16 protein-coding genes and 3 pseudogenes are annotated in these 19,463 nt (G+C 55.6%); 18 read left to right on the top strand and 1 reads right to left on the bottom strand.

The window, feature by feature from the left end:
• The 5 genes from OSC10802_RS48275 to OSC10802_RS0134175 form a co-directional block, all read left to right on the top strand.
• A partial coding sequence (locus OSC10802_RS48275; protein WP_020480618.1) for a chemotaxis protein CheA occupies positions 1–1,506 on the top strand: 1,506 nt, incomplete at its 5' end.
• Between the two features lie 28 nt (positions 1,507–1,534).
• On the top strand, positions 1,535–2,107 hold the full coding sequence (locus OSC10802_RS0134190) for a chemotaxis protein CheW (RefSeq protein WP_017721264.1): 573 nt from the start codon (positions 1,535–1,537) through the stop codon (positions 2,105–2,107).
• 145 nt (positions 2,108–2,252) lie between these two features.
• Positions 2,253–4,373 carry a methyl-accepting chemotaxis protein gene (locus tag OSC10802_RS0134185; protein ID WP_017721263.1) on the top strand — a complete coding sequence of 707 codons (2,121 nt, stop codon included), beginning with the start codon at positions 2,253–2,255 and terminating at the stop codon, positions 4,371–4,373.
• Between the two features lie 811 nt (positions 4,374–5,184).
• Entirely contained in the window at positions 5,185–7,971 is a 2,787-nt protein-coding gene (locus tag OSC10802_RS0134180) for a HEAT repeat domain-containing protein (protein WP_017721262.1), read from the top strand.
• Positions 7,972–8,102: 131 nt separating this feature from the next.
• The gene (locus OSC10802_RS0134175) at positions 8,103–8,945 is read left to right on the top strand and encodes a CheR family methyltransferase (RefSeq protein ID WP_026099055.1); all 843 of its coding nucleotides are present in this window, start codon (positions 8,103–8,105) and stop codon (positions 8,943–8,945) included.
• Between the two features lie 272 nt (positions 8,946–9,217).
• On the opposite strand, the gene OSC10802_RS52010 is transcribed toward OSC10802_RS0134175, so the two are convergent.
• On the bottom strand, positions 9,218–9,361 hold the full coding sequence (locus OSC10802_RS52010) for a hypothetical protein (protein ID WP_198525357.1): 144 nt from the start codon (positions 9,359–9,361) through the stop codon (positions 9,218–9,220).
• A 56-nt stretch (positions 9,362–9,417) separates the two neighbouring features.
• On the opposite strand from OSC10802_RS52010, the gene OSC10802_RS0134165 reads away from it, so the two are divergent.
• The 13 genes and pseudogenes from OSC10802_RS0134165 to OSC10802_RS46995 all read left to right on the top strand — a co-directional run.
• Positions 9,418–9,786: a response regulator gene (locus OSC10802_RS0134165; protein ID WP_026099054.1), complete on the top strand. Its 369-nt coding sequence runs from the start codon at positions 9,418–9,420 to the stop codon at positions 9,784–9,786.
• The gene (locus tag OSC10802_RS0134160; RefSeq protein WP_017721258.1) at positions 9,783–10,412 is read left to right on the top strand and encodes a hypothetical protein; all 630 of its coding nucleotides are present in this window, start codon (positions 9,783–9,785) and stop codon (positions 10,410–10,412) included. Before OSC10802_RS0134165 ends, OSC10802_RS0134160 begins: the two co-directional genes overlap by 4 nt.
• Positions 10,413–10,670: 258 nt before the next feature.
• The gene (locus OSC10802_RS0134155) at positions 10,671–13,013 is read left to right on the top strand and encodes a hybrid sensor histidine kinase/response regulator (protein ID WP_017721257.1); all 2,343 of its coding nucleotides are present in this window, start codon (positions 10,671–10,673) and stop codon (positions 13,011–13,013) included.
• A gap of 363 nt (positions 13,014–13,376) precedes the next feature.
• The gene (locus tag OSC10802_RS0134145) at positions 13,377–14,420 is read left to right on the top strand and encodes a protein-glutamate methylesterase/protein-glutamine glutaminase (RefSeq protein WP_017721255.1); all 1,044 of its coding nucleotides are present in this window, start codon (positions 13,377–13,379) and stop codon (positions 14,418–14,420) included.
• Positions 14,420–14,815: a response regulator gene (locus OSC10802_RS0134140; protein WP_017721254.1), complete on the top strand. Its 396-nt coding sequence runs from the start codon at positions 14,420–14,422 to the stop codon at positions 14,813–14,815. Before OSC10802_RS0134145 ends, OSC10802_RS0134140 begins: the two co-directional genes overlap by 1 nt.
• Before the next feature lie 83 nt (positions 14,816–14,898).
• Positions 14,899–15,276 carry a response regulator transcription factor gene (locus tag OSC10802_RS0134135; protein ID WP_017721253.1) on the top strand — a complete coding sequence of 126 codons (378 nt, stop codon included), beginning with the start codon at positions 14,899–14,901 and terminating at the stop codon, positions 15,274–15,276.
• On the top strand, positions 15,273–15,875 hold the full coding sequence (locus OSC10802_RS0134130) for a hypothetical protein (RefSeq protein WP_017721252.1): 603 nt from the start codon (positions 15,273–15,275) through the stop codon (positions 15,873–15,875). The genes OSC10802_RS0134135 and OSC10802_RS0134130 overlap by 4 nt, the downstream gene beginning before the upstream one ends.
• Before the next feature lie 13 nt (positions 15,876–15,888).
• Positions 15,889–16,581, top strand: coding sequence for a PAS domain-containing protein (locus tag OSC10802_RS45170; protein WP_017721251.1), 693 nt, complete (start codon positions 15,889–15,891; stop codon positions 16,579–16,581).
• Positions 16,578–16,730, top strand: a pseudogene (locus tag OSC10802_RS56870) (MerR family DNA-binding transcriptional regulator); the annotation flags it as partial. The gene OSC10802_RS45170 and the pseudogene OSC10802_RS56870, both read left to right, overlap by 4 nt.
• Positions 16,704–17,640, top strand: a pseudogene (locus OSC10802_RS53660) (RNA-guided endonuclease TnpB family protein). The pseudogenes OSC10802_RS56870 and OSC10802_RS53660, both read left to right, overlap by 27 nt.
• 153 nt (positions 17,641–17,793) lie before the next feature.
• Entirely contained in the window at positions 17,794–18,027 is a 234-nt protein-coding gene (locus OSC10802_RS0134115) for a response regulator (RefSeq protein ID WP_017721250.1), read from the top strand.
• Positions 18,028–18,119: 92 nt separating this feature from the next.
• Positions 18,120–18,761, top strand: coding sequence for a hypothetical protein (locus OSC10802_RS0134110; RefSeq protein ID WP_017721249.1), 642 nt, complete (start codon positions 18,120–18,122; stop codon positions 18,759–18,761).
• A gap of 418 nt (positions 18,762–19,179) precedes the next feature.
• Positions 19,180–19,463, top strand: a pseudogene (locus OSC10802_RS46995) (transposase); the annotation flags it as partial.

Genomic DNA, 19,463 nt, shown 5'->3' with positions numbered 1-19,463 from the left:
CCCCCCGCGCCTGCCGCTGCCCCCTCCGCGCCTGCCGCTGCCCCCTCCGCGCCTGCTCCCCCGCCCGCACTGGCACCGGCGAACATCGTGCGCGTGGATCTGGCGCGGCTGGACGAACTGATGCGCATGGTGGGCGATCTGGTGATCAGCCGCGCCCGCCTGGAAGATAACCTGGCGCGCCTGGAAGAAACCGTCCCCGCAAACCAACTGCGCCCCCTGCGAGAGACCAACCAGGCGATGGAACGCCAGCTGCGCCAGCTGCGCCAGGGCGTGATGCGCGTCCGCCTGGTGCCGGTGGGCGAGATTTTCGCCCGCATGCAGTTCGTGGTGCGAGACTTGGCCCGAGAGAGGCAAAAGAAAGTAACACTGGAACTGAGCGGTCAGGAAACCGAAATTGACAAATTTGTCGTCGAGCGGATGATGGACCCCCTGCTCCATCTGGTGCGCAACGCCCTCAGCCACGGCATAGAATCGGAAGAAGAGAGAGTGCGAGCTGGCAAACCGCCGGAGGGGAAAATCGCCCTGCGAGCGATTGCGGCGGGAGAAATGGTGGCCCTCGAAATTGAAGACGACGGGCGCGGCGTTGACGCCGAACGGGTTGTCGAGCGAGCGCGGGCGCTGGGCTTGCTGGGTGTTGACACTTTCGGAAAAAATTTGTGTACCATTGGTACACAAATCTTCGGCAGCACGCCTCCAGGCAAGAGAGCCATCACCTCCTCCCTCTCGCTGCAGGCGCGGGGAAATTTTCCTGCTGCCGGTGCGGACAGCAAAGGCGGGCAGGGGGGAATCGATTCGGCCACCCTGCTGGACATCCTCTGCGCCCCCGGCTTTTCCACTCGGGAACAGGCGGATTTGACCAGCGGTCGCGGCGTGGGAATGGCTATTGTCAAAAATAGAGTCCTGGAACTGGGGGGCACCCTGACGCTAGAGACGCAACCGGGCACCGGCAGCCGGTTCAGGATTCAACTGCCACTCACCCTGGCGATCGCCGACGCGCTGATCGTCTCCGTGGCGGGGCAGACCTTTGCCGTTCCCCAGTCTTGCGTGGGCGAGGCCATCGAAGTGCAGCCCGAAGCTGTTACTGTCTTTGAAAACAGCGAAATTATTTCCTACCGTGGCGGCGTCTTGCCGATAGTTCGCCTAGCGCGTCTGTTTGGCCTGAGCGAACCGCAGCACAGAGGCGAAGCGGCACCTCGGAAAGTCGGGCCAGGAGGTCGGTCCGAGGAATTCCCCGCTAGGCGCTCTCCTTCCCTGGCCCCTGCGGAATGCGAGAGAACTCCCCCACCTGAGTCTAGCTCCGCGACCGCACGCTTCTACGCCTTCGTCGTCGGCAGTGGGCTGAATGCGGTCGGCATAGCGGTTGACCGCATTCTCGGGCTGCGCGAAATTGTCGTGCGCCCCCTGACTGACCCGCTGGTTTCGGTTCCTGGAATCGCCGGCGCTACCGAACTCGGTGACGGACGTGTGGTTTTAATTATTGACGCACCGGCCTTGACGAGATTGTAGAGTTTAGAGTGTAGATTGTGGACTGTAAATGAAATCCCAAATCCGGGCATTGAAAAAATCCAAAATCTGCAGTGCCTATCTTGACACAGCATTCATCTTGCAGCGAAGCACGACTATGTTAGATATTGAGAATGGTTCCAAAACTTACATCCTTTTTGAACTAGCCGGCACAACTTATGGCATCCGCTCTGACATTGTGCAGCAGATGGAAATGGTCGAACGCATCACGCCGGTGCCAAACACTCCCGCCTTTGTGGAAGGGGTGGTCTTCTCTCGAGGCCAGGTGATTACAGCCATCAATTTGCGATTGCGATTTGGCTTCGAGAAAATTCCTTATGATGCCCGCTCTCGCCTGATAGTGATTCACACCGGCAGCCGCACCGCCGGCATGATTGCAGACACCGCTCGCGAATTTATCTCGATTCCGGCAGAGACAGTTCAAGACCCTCCCGAAGCCATTTCGGGTTTGAGTGGCAGATACATAGAAGGAATTGCCACCTTAGGCGAAAGAATCGTGCTGATTCTAAATGTTGAGGAACTGCTGAACGCCACGGAGACAATAGCGCTGACGCCCTCCTTGGGCCATGCGGATGCGGGTTGAAAGAACAGTAAACCCCGCCCGGCACAGCCTTACAAAAAAAGGCGTCGCCGCAGGGCACAAGGCCCCACACCCCCGGCAAGAAGGGGCGGGGCGGGGCGAGAGATAATTTAATGTTGCTCACCGAATCGGGTTGGAAAAAACTATTATGGGTATTTTTTTACTGGCATTCTTGTCACTCACTATTTTTGCTCTGGCAATTGTTGCGCAAACATTTTTCGGGCGCAAATCGGGCGACAAGCTGAACGTCGAAATTGCACAGATGCGCTCGGAAGCCGAGCAAGTCACGAAAGCGGCTAGCGAACTCGCCCGGATTGGGGAAGAAGTCAAAGACGGTGTTCAGACGCAGCTGCAATCCCTGGAGCAGACCGTGAGCGGCACAAACCAAATGGCGGCATCGCTGAAAGAGACGGCCACACAAGCTGAAACCGTTGCTTCTTTAACGGAACAGCTCGTCTCCTCCATCAACGAAATCGGGGCGTCCATTGAGGAAGTCACCGGCAGCACCGTGGATCTGGCATCGGGAATCAGGGAAACAGCGGCTTCCATAGAAGAAACCGCCAGTTCCATTCAAAGCGTCACGGCTACCGCTCAGGAAATGGCCACCTCTGCCACCCAGGTGACCACCTCCATGACCGAAATCACCAGCTCCATCAAAAGCGTCAATCGCGATACAGATAGCCTAGCCAGCGCCATCAACCAAACCGCCGCCTCCATAGAAGAAATGACCCGTTCGATTCAGGGTGTGGCGGTGAACGCCGATGACGTAACCGCCGCCGCTGAGGAGACGACCGCCTCAATCAACGAAATGGCCGCATCCATCGAACAGGTTTCGGCGACGACAGAAAACGTGGCGGCGATGGTGGAAGAGGTTGCCACCTCGATGGAGGAAATGGCCAGTTCCATCGGGGGGGTGGCGCAGAACGCCGAACGGATTACCGACGCCGCCACCAATGCAGCCACCAGCGCCACCCAACTGGAGCGCTCGATCCGTTCCGTGACAGCGCTGACCAAAAAAGCCGATGAAGTGACGCGCCGAGTGGCGCGAGATGCAGAAGAAGGCGGGGCAACGGTGCAAAAAGCCATTTCCGGACTCAACCGCGTCCGCGACTCAATGGTGCAGTCAGCGGATGTGATTCGCGAAATGGGCAAGCGCACGGGGGAAATCAGCACTATTGTGGACACGATTAACCTGATCTCCGAGCGCACCAATCTGCTATCGTTAAATGCTTCGATAGAAGCAGCGCGGGCGGGTGAGGCGGGGCGCGGCTTTGCCGTTGTCGCGGAGGAGATTCGCAACCTGGCGGATCGCGCCGCCCGGGCCACTACCGATATTGCTGCGATTATTAAAGCGTTGCAAGCCGTGGTGCAAGAAGCTGTCGCCACCTCGAATGAAGGGGTGCGGGTGGCCGAAGAAAGCGGCAGTCTCGCCGAAGCCGGTGTGGGCGGGCTGAAAAAAATCCTGGCCGGTGTGGAAGAAACCGCGCAACTGGTGAGCCAAATTGCCCGGGCTTCGGAGGAACAGCTCACCGCTGGGCAGACGGTGGTCAGCGCCGTCAACACCACGGTCAACCAAGCGAAAGAAGTGGCCAAAGCCACCACGGAACAAGCCAAAGCGTCTGCAGGTATCGTCGGGTCCACCGTGCAAATGCGCAAAATCACTCAGCAGATGACGCTGGCGATGAGCGAACAAGCGCGGGCGGCGCGTGAGGTAATGAAGGCGGGGCAAAATACGGCCAGTCTGGCGGGGCAAGTGCGCAAAGCCACTGCGGAACAGGCCAGCGCAGTCAATCAGATTATGAAAGCTGTAGAATCAATGCGGCGCGGTGCGGGAGCCACCACTCGCGCCCTGGCGGAACAGTCGGCAGCCGGCGATCAAATCTCTCAAGAGGCAGATCGCCTAGCCCGCCTGATCTCTGGCGTCAGCAAGGCGATGAGCGAACAAGCCACTGCTGCGACTCAAATCTCAAAAGCCGTCGAGAGTATGCGCCGGCAGTCGGATCAAGTGGCCAAAGCAATGGTCGAGCAAGGGCGGGCCATTAAGGATATGACCCCTAGCGCCCAAAACGTTTCCAAACAGATCGCTGCGATCACCCGCGCCAACCGCGAGCACTCTAGCGTTTCGGCACTGATTCTCAAATCTCTGGGGGACATTCGCGCCATTGCCGAACGCAACGCCTCTGGGGTGAAAGAAACCCAGCGCACCACTGCCAGTCTGTTGGAACGGTCCCGCACGCTGACTCAGATTGCGGAGCGCTTAAGCAGTTAGAGGCATGGGCTATGGGGTATGGGGCATGGGGCATGGAGCATGGAGCATGGAGCATGGAGCATGGAGCATGGGGCATGGGGCATGGGGCATGGGGCACCCGACCGTCGGGGATACTTTGTGTGCATTTTGCACACATTTATTACTTCCGGAAGAAAGCATATATACAAAAACCGTCTTCATCCGGTTTTTTGCAAAAACCATTCTTTCGGATTTCTCGTGGGGGTGGCGTCCCCGCTCTGGCCCACACCTGAATGGGACACTGGTTAGAACGCGACCACAAACCTAACACCTAACCCCTAACCCCTGACCTCTAACCCCTGGCTCTGTGGCATGGGCCACGCTCCCGTCGAACTGTCCGAGATATTTTGTGCCACGCCGGCAGACATTTCTGATATCAGGAACAAAGGAAATAGACAAAATAGGTCTGAAGCCGTCTTTTGTAAAAACCATTCTTTCGGATTTCTGTTAAAGATGAGACTTGTAGCTCACCGTATCGCCCGCCCCCGGAATGGGACATGGGGCATGGGTTGGAGTCCGACCTGAAACCTAACCCCGAAAACCTCACCCCCAACCCAAAACCTTAAGTCTTAGGTTTTAGGTTTTAGGTTTTAGGTGTTAGGTGGTATATCTAACTCCTAACTCCTAACTCCTAACTCCTAACTCCTAACCGCTCACCCCTAACCCCTAAAACAGTTTGAGTGATTTCGGCTATTTTAGAGCGATAAAGTATTATATCTTTGCCCAGATTTCTGGTGAGTTATTGCTGCTTTTTCTGAGTCGCTATTGGCTATTAGCTACTAACAATTAACCCATGACTGACGAACCACAAATCAGCATTTTCACAACCGACGCCAATCTCGTCGTGCGTTCGTGGGACGCTTGGCTGGAGAGGGCTACGGGCCAGTCTGCCTCGGCGGCGTGCGGGCGGAACCTGACCGCCCTAATTCCGGATTTGGAATCGCGCGGCTTGCTGTTGCGCTTTCAGCGAGTGCTGGAGCAAGGAGTGGTGGAAACTCTGGCACCGGCATTTCACCATTACCTGATCCCCTGCCCGCCGCAAAGGCCGTCCAAACATTTTGACCGCATGCAGCAGCGGGTGACAATTGCGCCGTTGCGGGAAAACGACCGCATCGCCGGCACCGTCGTCACCATCGAAGACGTCACCGCACGGAAAGACAAAGAGCGCGACCTGGCAGAACAGCTCGCCTCTGCCAAGGAGAGCGACCGGCTGCTCGCCGCCAGAAGGCTAGGAGAGATAGAGGGACTGGAATTGTCTGGGGATGGGAGCTTGGCGGCATCGCCCCTGCTGGAAGCCCTCGGCGATGAAAGCTGGCGGGTGCGGCGGGTGGCGGTGGACAGCTTGGCGCTGCGGGCCGGCACGTCCACCACAGCAACCCTTTTGCGGGCGATTCGCGAGAACCACCGCAACCTCAGCGTTCTCAACAGCGCCCTGCAGGTGCTGGCGCTCAGCGATGTGGACGTGATCGAGCCGCTGATTGAATTTTTAAACGACCCAGATGATGTGGAGCTGCGCATCTATGCAGCGCTGGCGCTGGGAGAGCGAAAAGATCCGCGAGCGATTCCGGCGCTGATCCGCGCTTTAGCCGATGCGGACACCAACGTGCGCTATCACACCATTGAGGCGATCGGGCAGTTGCGTGCCGCTGCGGCGGTGGATGCGCTGCTGGCCATAGCCGAGTCGGGAGATTTCTTTCTGGCGTTTCCCGCCCTTGACGCCCTGAGGCGGATTGGCGACCCAATCGTAGCGCCGCATCTGGTGCCGCTGCTGGCGGACGAATTGCTCTGCGAGCCGGCGGCTGCCGCCCTGGGACTGCTGGGCGACCGAGAGGTGGTCGCGCCCCTGGTGGAGCTGCTCAATGGGCCGAATCCGCCCGCCCGAGCCATCGCCTCCAGCCTGGCCGCCCTCTACGAGCGCTATGAAACAGTTTATCGGGAAGGCTCCCACATTGCCGACCTGGTGCGCTTGGGGATAAGCGAGAGAGGAACGCAAAATGTGCTCGACGCGCTGCAGGTAGCGAACGCAGAGGAACTGAAAGCCCTGGTGCAAGTCCTGGGCTGGCTGGAGGGGCCGCCGGTAGAGCGAGCCCTCGCCAGGTTGCTTAGGCGAACGGCAGTGCGCAAAGCGGTGCTTGACGCTTTGGTGCGAAAAGGAACGCGGGTTAAGGATTTGCTGGTCTCGCTGCTGTCGGAGGAGGATTTGGAAACGCGCAAAGCGGCAGTGGTGGCCCTGGGGCGGATTGGCGACACGCGGGCGGTGCCGGCACTGATAAACCTGCTGGCTGAGGACCCGGAATTGGCCGTCGCCGCTGCCGAGGCGCTGGCGCAAATTGGCGACCGGGGCGCTTTTGAGGCGCTGCTGCTGCTGATTGGCCATCCAGATGCGGCGGTGCGCCAAGCGACGATCGCCGCCCTCGACTCCCTCGGCCATCCTGATATGTCGGCGCGTATGGTCGAGCTTTTGAGGGACCCTAATCCCTACATCCGCGAGTCAGCGGTGAAAATCGCCGGCTATTTCGCTTTCGCTGAGTGCCTGGACTTGCTTTTCGAGCGCTGCACCGATCCTGACGAGCGGGTGCGCCGCGCCGCCATTGAGCACATTCCCTATTTGGAAGACCCCCGCGTGCTGCCGGCACTGGCTCGGGCCCTAGAAAGCGACAGCTCTGCCGTGCGAGCCGCCGCCGCCCGGGCGTTCAGTCTGGTTGAGAGCGACCGGGCTTTTCCCTACCTGAAGCAAGCCCTCTGCGATCCAGATCCCTGGGTGCGCTATTACGCGGCGCGCTCCACCGGCACCCACGGCTATCGGGAAGCCGTAGCCGCTCTGACCCACCTGGTGCTCACCGATCGGGCCAACCAAGTGCGGGCGGCGGCGGTAGAGGCCCTGGGGCGCATCGCGCATATATCACAAGCCGAGACAATTGTCAAGCTTTTGGCACCGCTCGCCACAGACGAAAGCGGTGACGGCGATTTGGCGCGGGCGGCCATTGCGGCGCTGGGAATGATTGAACATCCGGATGCCGGTGGGCCACTTTTGTGTGCCCTGCAATCTCCGGACCCCCAGCGGCGGTGCGATGCCCTAGTCGCGCTGGGGAAACGCGGCGGCGAGGGCGCAGTGGGGGCTATCCTGTGGCTGGCCGCATCAGATCCGGAACCAAGTGTCGCCAGCGCCGCCACGGACGCCCTAGCTCGCATCAGCTGTGAGGAGGCGATAGCGGCGCTGATCGACCTGAGCGCGGATCAGCAGCGAGTGCAAGCCTGTATCGCAGCACTGCTGCGCACAGAAGCGCGAACAGGCGTTTCCTTCGACAAACAGATCGAATGGATCGGACGGGGGTTAAGCCACCCGCAGGCTCAAGTGCGGTGCGCCGTGGTAGAAGTCCTGACGCGGTTAAAACACCCGCACGCCTCGGAACTGCTCACCAATGCTCTCGACGATGCGGAGCCGGCAGTGCGCTTAACCGCTGTGCGCTCCCTGGGATATTTGGGCAATCGCAGTGCCGAACAGAAACTGGCGGCGCTGTCGCGCACCGATCCCGATCCAGCAGTGCGCCGCGCGGCGCAAAAGGTGCTGCAAAGCTGAAGTCTGAAGCCTGAAGTCTGAAGTCTGAAATAAGAAATTCAAACTTCACACTTCATCCTTCTGCCTCAAAGCTTCTTCCTTCAAACTTCCCCCTTTACCCTTCACCCTTCACCCTTTTTCCCCCATCTTTCATGCGACTGTTCCCACAACCTCTCGATTTGCCGGAGAGTACGTTTATTCTTTTACGCGACTTGATTCACGAACGCTCGGGCGCGTACTACGAAAATGACAGGCGTGACATTTTGGCAGACAAACTTTTTCCCCGCTTGGGCGAACGCAGCTTAGACTCATTTTTGGACTACTACTATCTCCTGAAATACGATGCGGCTGCGGACGAAGAGTGGGAGCACGTAATGGACGCGCTGGCGGTGCCGGAAACTTTTTTCTGGAGAGAGTTCGACCAGATGCGGGCCCTGGTGGAGGTGCTGCTGCCTCAATATTTGGCGAGCAACCCCACCGAACCCCTGCGGATTTGGAGCGCCGCCAGCTCCACTGGAGAGGAAGCTCTGACGATCGCCATGGCTCTTAACGAAGCTGGCTGGTTTTACCGGCTGCCGGTGGAAATTTACGCCACGGATGCCTCTCCCGTGGCTATCTCCAAGGCGCGACAGGGACTTTATCGGGAGCGATCGTTCCGCAATTTCTCACCCGAATTGCGCAATAAATATTTTCACGAAGAGAACGGGAACCAGTGGCGCGTGGTGCCCGAACTTCACTCCCGAGTCAAGTGGGGGACGGCCAATTTATACTGCGAAGCGGAAGTGAAGTTCCTAGCCCGGTCGCCGGTGATATTTTGCCGGAATGTATTTATTTACTTTTCCGAGCAGGCGATTCGCAAAACAGTGCGCCTGTTCTATCAAGCTATGCCCACGCCCGGATATTTGTTTGTGGGCGTTTCGGAATCCCTGTTGAGGTTAACCACTGATTTTGAATTGCAAGAAATCGGCGGCGCGTTTGTGTATGTCAAGCGGTAGCGCCCGGCGGCGCAGGGGAATACTAGAAGAAATTAGGCAGGTACCCCAGAGAGAGACAGAAGATTTATCTGGGCGAGCCCCTGCCCGTTGCGCCCCTTTTTTAACGAGAGGGGAGAAACGGGGAGATGTGCGTATGCCACGGGCGCGGTCCCGTTCCAAGGCTAAAGCTTCGAGCGGGTATTCTCCTGGAAACTCGCGCCCGCTCACTCAGTCAAGAAAACTTTCAAAGTGAAGATTCGCATAAAAACAGAAGGAGAGCCTCGTTGGACAGCTCAAACTGCTCTCCGGTCGGGCGGGCTGCCGGCAGGCCAAGCGGCGATGTGCCGGCAGGCCAACCCTGAGGCAGTCAGGATGGGGGCGGCGATTGTGCCGGTGTCATGCACGCCGTGGGCATTAGACAGTCGAATCGCTGTCAAAATGTGGGGGAAAAATTTGTCTCCCAATGGGAGATAAACCGCTGAGGGAAGGTTTTATGGCCAAAATATTGATTGTGGATGATTCTAGTTTGTCCCGCCGCATGCTGCGGGCAATCCTGGCACCGGCAGGGCACGAGGTTGTCGAGGCGTCTGACGGGCTCGTGGCCCTGGAGCGCTACGCTCTCGACCCGCCAGATCTGGTCTTGCTCGATCTAGTGATGGCCGGTATGGATGGATTTGAGGTGCTAGAAAAAATCCGCCAGATAGACGGTGAGGCGCGGGTGATTGTGGCCACCGCAGACCTGCAGACACTGACCCGCAAGATAGTTGAGACAGCGGGGGCAAAGGGTTTGATCAACAAGCCCTACGCCCCGGAAACGGTTCTGGAGGCTGTCAGTTACGCCCTAAAAGGAGTTGCCCAATGAAAGTGCTGACTGAGCAACAAGAGGACGCACTGTCCGAGCTGATCAATATTGGCTTCGCCCGCACCGCTGCTTCCCTCTCGGAACTCACAGGTCACCGCGTGGTGCTGGAAGTGCCAAAGGTTTCCATTCATGCGATTCATAAATTAGTGCCCGAGCTGGCCAATTTTGTGCGGGGCGACGTGGCCACGGTCAGCCAGATTTTCACCGGCTCGGTGTCAGGCAACGCCCTGTTACTGCTGAACTATGATGGTGCGGTGATGCTCACAGATTTGCTGACACCCTTGGGAACCCAGCCTTCGCACCGCCTGGACGCCTCCGCTAGCGAGGTGCTCACAGAGGTCGGCAATATTTTGCTGAATGCCTGCCTGAGCGTATTCGGCAACCTGTTGCAGATGTACGTCTCCTTTTCGGTGCCGCGCTTGCATCTGGAATCGCTCAGCGCACTCATCGATTCGCTGGTGATTGGCAAGGCAGAAATGCGCTATGCGATGGTGGTGTACACAGCGTTTCAGCTGCGCGACAGTTCGGTGACCGGCTATCTGGTTATGATGCTCAGTGTTGCCTCCCTCGACTGCTTTATTCAGGCGATCGACAACTGGGCGGAGCTGGGGATTGGCAGCCAGTGAATCCCAAGGGTATGGGGGCAGCGGGCAATGGGGGCAGCGGGCAATGGGGGCAGCGGGCAATGGGGGCAGCGGGCAATGGGGGCATGGGGCATTGGCTTTCCCCCAACCCTCAATCCCTAACACCTAACCCTTAACCCCTCACCTCTAACACCTCACCCCTAACCCCTAACTTAAGGTTTACTTTATAAATCACCTGTCAGAGGTTTATTATAAGTGAGGCAGCGCAATTCAGAACGGGCATCAAGAAACTGAATAGTTATGAATAATTTGAACCGTGTCGCGGAGCTAAGAGAAGCCATCCTACAAGGGCTAAATAACTTGGCCGACCTGGGCATCTTCACCACAGATGCCCAGTTGAATATTTCTAGCTGGAATCACTGGCTAGAAATCCACAGCCGGCGCAGCGCCACAGAAATGCTCGGGCGTTCTTTGCTGGAAGCCTATCCCGAAATGGCCGAGCGCCGGTTGCAGCGCTTTTACCAGCAGGCGCTCAATGGCCAAGTGGTTGTGCTGTCGCAGCGCTTGCACGGCTATCTCATCCCCATGCGCATAGCTGCCGTTAGCTGTAGCCAAGCGCAGATGCTGCAAAGCGTGAGGATCGCACCGCTGGTTGCTGGGGGACAAAACATTGGAACCATCACCTTTATCGAGGACGTGACCGAAAGAGTCGAGCGGGAGGCGGAACTCCAGCGCCAGATTGAGGCGCTGCAGCGAGCGGAGGTGGCGCTACTTTCCACTCAGCACCGGCTGCAGCACCTGCTCTCATCCAGCCCAGCGGTCATTTATACCTGCAAGCCTTATGGCGATTGGGACGCTACTTTTATCTCTGACAACATCACCGCCCAACTGGGGTATCATCCGTGGGAGTTTATGGAAGATTCCCGCTTCTGGATTGACCGCATCCACCCAGAAGACGCCCCGCAGGTACTGGCCGATATGGCACAGCTGAGGTCCCGGGGGCATCACATCCTTGAATATCGCTTCCTGCACAAAGACGGCAGCTACCGGTGGGTGCGCGACGAGATGAAGTTGGTGCGCAAGAGTGACAGCAACCTACTGGAAATTGTGGGGGCGTGGCATGACATCACTGATCGCAAGCAGGCAGAAGAACAAGTGATGGAGCAAGCCGCCTTGCTCAATATCGCCACAGACGCGATTCTGGTTCGAGATTTAGACAGCCGCATCTTATTCTGGAACAAAGGAGCTGAGCGCCTGTACGGCTGGACGGCAGAAGAAGCCACCGGCCAGTTGAGCAAGGTGCTTTTGCACAAAGAAACTTCGCCGCACGTTGCAGACGCTCTCAAAACCGTTACCGAGGCGGGCTCGTGGCAGGGCGAGCTGCATCAAGTCACAAAAAATGGTGCCGAAATCATCGTTGAAAGCCGGTGGACTCTTGTGCGCACCCGGCGGGGGAAACCCAAATCTGTACTGGTCGTTAACACCGACATCACGCAGAAAAAACAGCTGGAAGCCCAGTTTCTCCGCATCCAGCGCATTGAGAGCATCGGCACGCTTGCCGGCGGCATCGCCCATGACCTAAATAATATTCTAACACCGATTCTAGCCAGCGCGCAACTTTTGCAAATGGAACTCCCCCCAGAAAAAAAGCAGGGGCTGCTGGTGATGGTAGAAAACAATGCCAAACGCGGCGCTAATTTGATTAAGCAAGTGCTGTCCTTTGCTAGAGGAATGGAAGGCGAACACACGATTCTGGAAGTCTCGCACGTCATCCGGGAAATTGCGGAAGTTGCTAGAGAGACGTTTCCTAAATCCATCGAAGTGCGGGCAGATATAGCGGCGGACTTGTGGGCAGTGTCTGGAGATGCCACCCAGCTCCACCAGGTTCTGATGAACCTTTGCGTCAACGCTCGCGACGCCATGCCCTCAGGGGGCAAACTCAGCATTTGCGCCGCCAATCTTTGGATTGACCCCCATTACGCGCAGATGAATATTGAGGCGAGAGAGGGGCCTTACACTGTGATTGCAGTTTCCGATACTGGAACAGGCATTCGTCCGGAAATACAGGAGAGAATTTTTGAGCCATTTTTCACGACGAAAGAGTTAGGGAAAGGAACGGGACTGGGGCTTTCAACGGTTGTGGGTATTGTCAGGAGCCACGGGGGATTTATAAAGCTGGACAGCCAAAGCGGCAGGGGGACACAATTTCAAGTGTACTTGCCGGCAGTGGGATCTACTGAAACGCCGGAATTGGAAGAGGTTGAAATTCCCCAAGGGCAAAAAGAACTGGTTCTCGTTGTTGATGACGAACCCGACCTGCGAGACATTACCGAAATCGCACTGCAAAAATATGCCTACAGGGTTTTAACTGCCAGTGATGGCATTGAGGCAGTAGCCCTGTACGCTGAATATAAAAATGAAATTAGTGTGGTGCTGCTCAATATGATGATGCCCCATATGGATGGGCCAACAGCCATCCGCACGCTGCAAAAAATTAAGCCGTCGGTTAAGATTATTGCTGTCAGCGGACTCCTTTCCACCGAAATGATCGCTGAAGCTACTCGTCTGGGCGTGACGGCATTTTTGTCGAAGCCCTACACAGCTAAGGAATTATTAAAAACTTTACATAAAGCGGCGCAGTAGGTTCGGCAAAAGTCTGGCGATAGCAGTGGGGTGCCTTCTGCGCACTCTACTATGTAGGTAGGGGTGCGGACCGGGTGGAGACGGCCCGTAGCGGTTTTCAGCGGCTTAAAGCATGCGCTCATGCGCCACAGGCTCTGTGGCGGCTGGCGAGCGCAGCAGGCTGCTGTAATAATCCACCCGGCTGCGCCCGCCGGCCCACTTGCCCAAAGACTTACGCATTGGAACGTTAAGTGTGAGGAGAGGGCACAACAGACAGAGGCGGGTGCGCCCCACGCGGAGCGTTAAGCCGGTTTCCAGTGACTGCTGCGCAAGTGCGGCAAAAAAATTGCACAAAACATCTTCTTAAAAAGGCAGAAGCGCGTTATGGAGCGAATGTTGCGAGTTTTGGTGGTGGATGATTCTGCTTACGTGCGCAAGGTGGTCAAGCAGATGCTGTCCCGCAGTCCGTTTATCGAAGTGGTTGGTGCGGCGCGTGAGGGAGCGGAAGCCCTGGAAATGGTTGAAAAACTCAACCCCGACGTGGTGACGCTGGACTTGATCATGCCCAATATGGACGGGGTGGCCTTCTTGCGCGAGCAAATGCAAAGGCGTCCGCTGCCGGTGGTAATCGTCAGCATTGCCAGCGAGGGAGGCGAGAACGCCTTGGCGGCGCTCGATGCGGGGGCGGTTGATTTCGTGCAAAAACCAACGGCGCTAGCAACGGAAAAGATTTTTGAGATTAGCGACGAGCTCGTCGAGAAAGTGAAAGCCGCCGCCAATGTGCCCCTGAGCCACTTGCCGGCTGTTCCGCCCCGCGTGGGGATACCGGCATCGCTGATACCCGCGCCGAGATCGGGGAAAGTGGATCTTGTCGCCATCGGCATTTCCACCGGCGGACCCCAGGCGCTCAGTTTCGCGATCCCCCAGCTCCCTAAGAACTTTCCCGCACCCGTGGCGGTGGTGCTGCACATGCCGGTGGGCTACACCGAAATGTACGCCCGCCGGCTCGATGAAATGTCCGAGATCAAAGTCGTTGAAGCCCGGGAAGGGGAGGTGCTGCGCCCCGGGGTGGTGCTCGTCGCCCAAGCGGGGCGACACCTGACTTTCCACCGCCAAGCTGACGGGACAGTGACAGCCCATCTCGACGCCCGCCCGTTCGACACGCTGCACCGCCCTAGCGTGGACGTGATGTTTCAGTCGGCGGCAGAGGTTTTCGGCGAGCGGGTGCTCGGCGTGGTGATGACCGGCATGGGTTCAGACGGCAAACAGGGCGCAGCGTGGATTAAATCCCACGGCGGCACGATTTTTACCGAAGCAGAGGAAACTTGCGTGGTGTACGGGATGCCGCGTTCGGTCGTCGAAGCCGGTTTGAGCGACAGGAGCGTGCCCCTCGATCGCATGGCGCAAGCGATTGTGGAGGTGCTGTAATGGCTAAAATCTTAATTGTGGGTGATTCCAATCTGTCTCGCCGGATACTTCGCGGCATCCTCGAGCCTGCCGGTCACGACATTATCGAAGCCTCAGACGGGAGTGCGGCTATTGAGCGCTATTTTCTGGAAAAGCCCGATTTTGTTCTCCTCGAGCTGCTGATGAACGGGATGTATGGCTTAGAAGTGCTGGACAAATTGCGCGAGTTGGACGCCGGGGCGCGGGTGATTGTAGCTAGCGCCGACGTCCAGAGTTTCACCCACAACAAGGTTAAGGCAGCGGGGGCGCAAGGCTTTATTGGCAAGCCGTTTGACACTCAAACCGTACTCAGCAATTTGAGCGCGGCACTCCAAGGAGGTCCGCAGTCTGGGGCTGAAGCTCTCTGCAGAACGTAACGGATATAGAGAGCGAAAAATCTTCATAATGAACATGAGCGTGCCTGAACTGACAGAGCGAAAAATTATCAGGGAACCGCAAAATGGCGTTAGTTCTAATTGTGGAAGATTCCAGCTTTACGCGCAGGGCGCTCTCTAAAGCCTTGCAAGCGGACGGTCACGCCACCCTGGAAGCGGGCAATGGGTACGAAGGGTTGGAGAAGGTTCTCACCCTGGCACCCGACTGCATTCTGCTGGATCTCCTCATGCCCGAGTGTAGCGGCTGGGAAGTTCTTCAAATGTTGCAGGATCAAGGCTCGAACATTCCCGTAATTGCAGTCACGTCACAGATTCAGGAAACCGTGCGCCAGCAATGCCTTCAACTGGGAGCTGCGACAGTGATTAACAAGCCCTTTAATATAGACGAGCTGCGCCAAGCGGTAGCCCTCGCTATGCAACACACAAAGGAGACCTCCCCATGAACCTCACAGCTGACCAAGTTTACGCCTTGCAGGAAATCGTCAATATCGGTGTCGGTCGAGCCGCCGCTATGCTGAATCAGATGATTCAGTTTCCCATTCGCTTGCAGATCCCTTATATCAAGATCCTTTCGCCCCTGGAAGTGAAGCTCGAACTAGAAAACCGGCTGGGCGACAATACCATATCTGCCGTGCAACTTGGCTTCGACGGTCCGTTTTACGGGAGCGCCCAGCTGGTCTTTCCTATAGAGAGCGCCTCCCTGCTTGTAGCTATCCTCACGGGTGAAGAACTTGGAGATCCCGAACTGGATTCCCTCAAAATGGGTACGCTAAGTGAGGTGGGCAATATCCTGCTCAACGGAGTCATGGGGTCAATTAGCAACATCCTGCACGAGCGCCTTGACTACACAGTTCCTTCCTATACAGAAGATACCGTCGAGAACCTGTGGCGGTTCAATGAATTGGATGGCAATTCATCTATCCTCCTAGCGCAAGCCCGCTTTACAGTCGAAGAGCTTCATATTGAAGGGGACGTCATCGTGCTTTTCAAGATGGGGTCGTTTCAGTCCCTGATGAAAGCTATCGCGCAAAAAACTGGATAAGGAAAAATTTATTATGAAGGCAATGCAAATGGGTGAAGAAACTTTTAAAATTATAGAGCGCGTCCCCATCTGCTCCTGCGTTCTCCGGGAAGATTTTACTGTCCTGTTTTGGAATACATGCCTGGAGGAGTGGACAAAAATCCCTCGCAGCCCAATCGTCGGGAGGAGCCTGCTCGCGCATTTCAATCATTTGAATGAGCCGAAGAACGCCCGCCGCCTGCAGCAGATTTTTGAAGGGGGGCTGCCAACCATTTTTTCTTCCCAGCTTCACAAATATATAATTCCCTCTACTCTTCCGGACGGACAGCCCCGAATCCAGCACACCGCCGTTACCGCTATTCCCGCCGAGAACGGCACCGGCTTCTACGCCCTTTTTAGCATTGAAGACGTTACAGATATAACGCGGCGCATCGAAAACTACAGGAGGGTGCGGGATCGGGCTTTGGAAGACGTGAGGGTGCGCCAGCAGGCGGAAAACGCCTTGCGGGAGAGCGAAGTGCGAGTCCGGCGCTTAGTCGAATCGAATATAATCGGTATTATTTTAGCAGATTTTCAGGGCAACCTCCAGGAAGCCAATAACGCTTTCCTGCAAATAGGCGGGTACGACCGGCAGGATTTTGTGGCGGGAAAAGTTCGCTGGACAGACATGACGCCAGAAGAGGCGAAATTTAATCCTAGATTTTTGACGCAAAGCTGCGAAACGTGATACAATACAGGCACGACAGAACTGAGGAAGCAGCGTTGGTAAAGTATGTCAAGCCAAAAGAAGCGGCGAAAGCCCTCGGAGTCCACGAGCGGACTCTCTGCCGGTGGGAAAAAGAAGGGCGAATCGAAGCTATTAAGACTCCCTCAAGACAGCGCCGATACAACATCGAATCCTATACCTCCAAGTCCATCGGAAGATATAGAGGCGCGAAGACTGTTATTTACGCCAGAGTCAGCCGACGAGATCGACAGCCAGACCTCAACAGACAAGTTGCGTTTGTCTCTGCGGAACCCATCCCTAGTGCCTGCGAGCAGGGAACGCAGTTTATTTTCTCTGGGAAACGATGGTTTGCTATTTTCCCCGAGCCCGCGCAAATGAGTCCCACGAAAGCAGAGGGGGGAATTGCGCTAGATCCGGGTGTGAGAACTTTCCTGACAAGTTTTGACGGACGCAAATTCTTGGAGTTTGTCAATGGGGATATTGGGCGCATTACCCGCCTTTGCCAGCACTTAGATAATTTCGTCGGTCGAATCGCAAAAGAATCCAAAAAAAGGCGGCGGCGCAGTATGAGACGAGCCGCTCAGAGGATGAGAGGCAAAATTCGAGACTTGATAGATGAAGCCCACAAGCAAATTGCGCACTACCTAATTCGCAATTACCGCTTAATTTTTCTGCCCGCCTTCGAGACTTCTGGCATGGTTGCCAGGGCGAAGCAGAAAATTAGGTCTAAAACGGCGAAGGCGATGCTGACATGGGCGCACTATCGGGTCAAAATGACCTTAAAGCATCAGGCTGAATTAACGGGAACCACTGTTGTGGACGTGACGGAAGAATATGCGAGCAAGACTTGTACTCGTTGCGGTCATGTCCACTCTCATTTAGGTGGTTCCACAATTTTCCACTGTCCCACTTGCGGATTTACACTGCCGAGGGACTGGAATGGCGATGCATGGGATCTTCCTGAAAGCTTTGCGGGATAACGCCTCTATCACTTTTATGGGTGATGGTGCTATCGTTGCGTTGCCCGGAATCTTTCCAGGTATAGCAGTATGCACTTAGGTTCGTACATTTTGGCCTCTTTTGCCCCCCCCATTCCTGCTCCTATTGTTCTAACCCATATTACTGCTGGGATATAGACGTAGGGCAGGCGGGACGCCTGCCCTGAAGGTTTAATGTCCTAATCTAAGTGGCTACTGCTATAATGTCGCGTAAATGTATCAGGACGGCTATATGCTGATTCCCCAAGTCAGGGCGCTAGAAACAGGGAAAAACAGGCTTCTTCCCGCTGTGGCGCTTACGGCTTACGCTAAAGAAGAAGACCGCCGGCAGGCTCTTTTGGCAGGATTCCAGTCCCCTGTCCCCAAGCCGGTGGAGCCAGAGGAGTTGGTTGTGGTGGTGGCTTCCCTTGCCGGTCGTTCTGCAAAGGCTGATTTCTCAACTGCCTGAAAAAAACGGTTCACGGCGCAGCGCCTGACTTGATTGCCAAGTTTTTTGAGCGGCTGCACATTATGTAAACGCGGTGCTATTAAGAGGTAATCATGCTCTTGACAGAGCGTCAAAAAGACGCATTTACTCAGTTTATTAATCTGGCTTTCTCTCGCTGCGCCGTCTCTCTGTCAGAACTGACAGGCGACGTCGTGAGACTTGAAATTTCCTCGATTTCTGTGCATTCAATCAGTGGGCTACCTGCTTTTCTATCCAGTGTTGGGGAGGGCGAAGTTGCGACTGTGAGCCAGATTTTCAAAGGCTCTATGTCGGGAAACGCACTCTTGCTTTTTAACTATGAAAGCGCCGCACTGATGATGAATTTACTGGCCGGTCAGCAGAATATGGAGCCCCCTTTTCTGAACGTCTCTGCCTACGAAATGCTAACTGAGGTCGGAAATATCTTGCTAAATGCTTGCCTGACGATGTTAGGCAATCTTCTGGAAACACAAGTCGTCTTTTCTGTGCCGTTTTTAAATCTCCAAAAGCTGAGTCTGGTGATTCACTCCCTCGTCTCTGGCAAGAGCGAATTGCGCTATGCGCTCCTGGTGCGCACCTCTTTGCACCTGCACGAACACTGGGTGAGCGGTTATGTTGTGGTGGTGTTGGGCGTTCCCTCTCTGCACTGCTTGATTAAGGCTATCGAAACTTGGGCAAATATTGCAACGCCGGATCGCATAGCGATTGGCTATTAGCAGCTCGCTCTAGCGGCTATAATTGAGCCATGAAAATAAATGGTTCAACAAATCCGCTAGGCAGCTATAATGGGATAATGAAATCACAGTATTCAATAATACAACAGGCCTATATTGGAATAAAAATTCAGGAGTGTTTAAAGATTAAATTTGCTTCTATAATGGGACAGCAAAGGAGAAGAGATATAGCAGCAGTTATATGGGTTAGAACAATAGAAGCTTCGGGAGCGGGGGAGCAAGGGAAGCCGAAATGTAGGTTTCCTAAATGCTTACTGCTATATAGACGTAGGGCAGGCGTCCCGCCTGCCCTCAAGGTCTAATGTTCTAATTTAAGTGGCTACTGCTATAGTTCTGAAACTAATAGTTAAGGCCCGCGAGCCGGCCACAAGTGTCGAATTGTTAAGATTAAACACTTGTGACAGGGAAGAACTCAGGAATATATAGAGTTGTTAACTTTTGTGATATTGAAAAGCGCGCCGAGTATAGATTGGCCACCAATCTGGAGCGGGACGAAGTGTCCGATGAAGAGCTTATGGAAATTTACAGATATCGCTGGCACATAGAGTTGTTATGGAAGTTTCTTAAAACTCACCTAAAATTGGACAAGCTGATTCCTAAAATGTAAATAGTATAGCCATACAAATTTATGTGTCGCTGATAGCTTACCTCATATTAAAGATAGTAGATATTCCTAACCAATGG

The sequence above is a fragment of the Kamptonema formosum PCC 10802 genome (assembly GCF_000332335.1).
Classification (GTDB): Bacteria; Cyanobacteriota; Cyanobacteriia; order Cyanobacteriales; family Oscillatoriaceae; genus Oscillatoria.
Note: the sequence above shows the minus strand (reverse complement) of the source record. Positions and strands in the feature narration are given on the sequence as shown.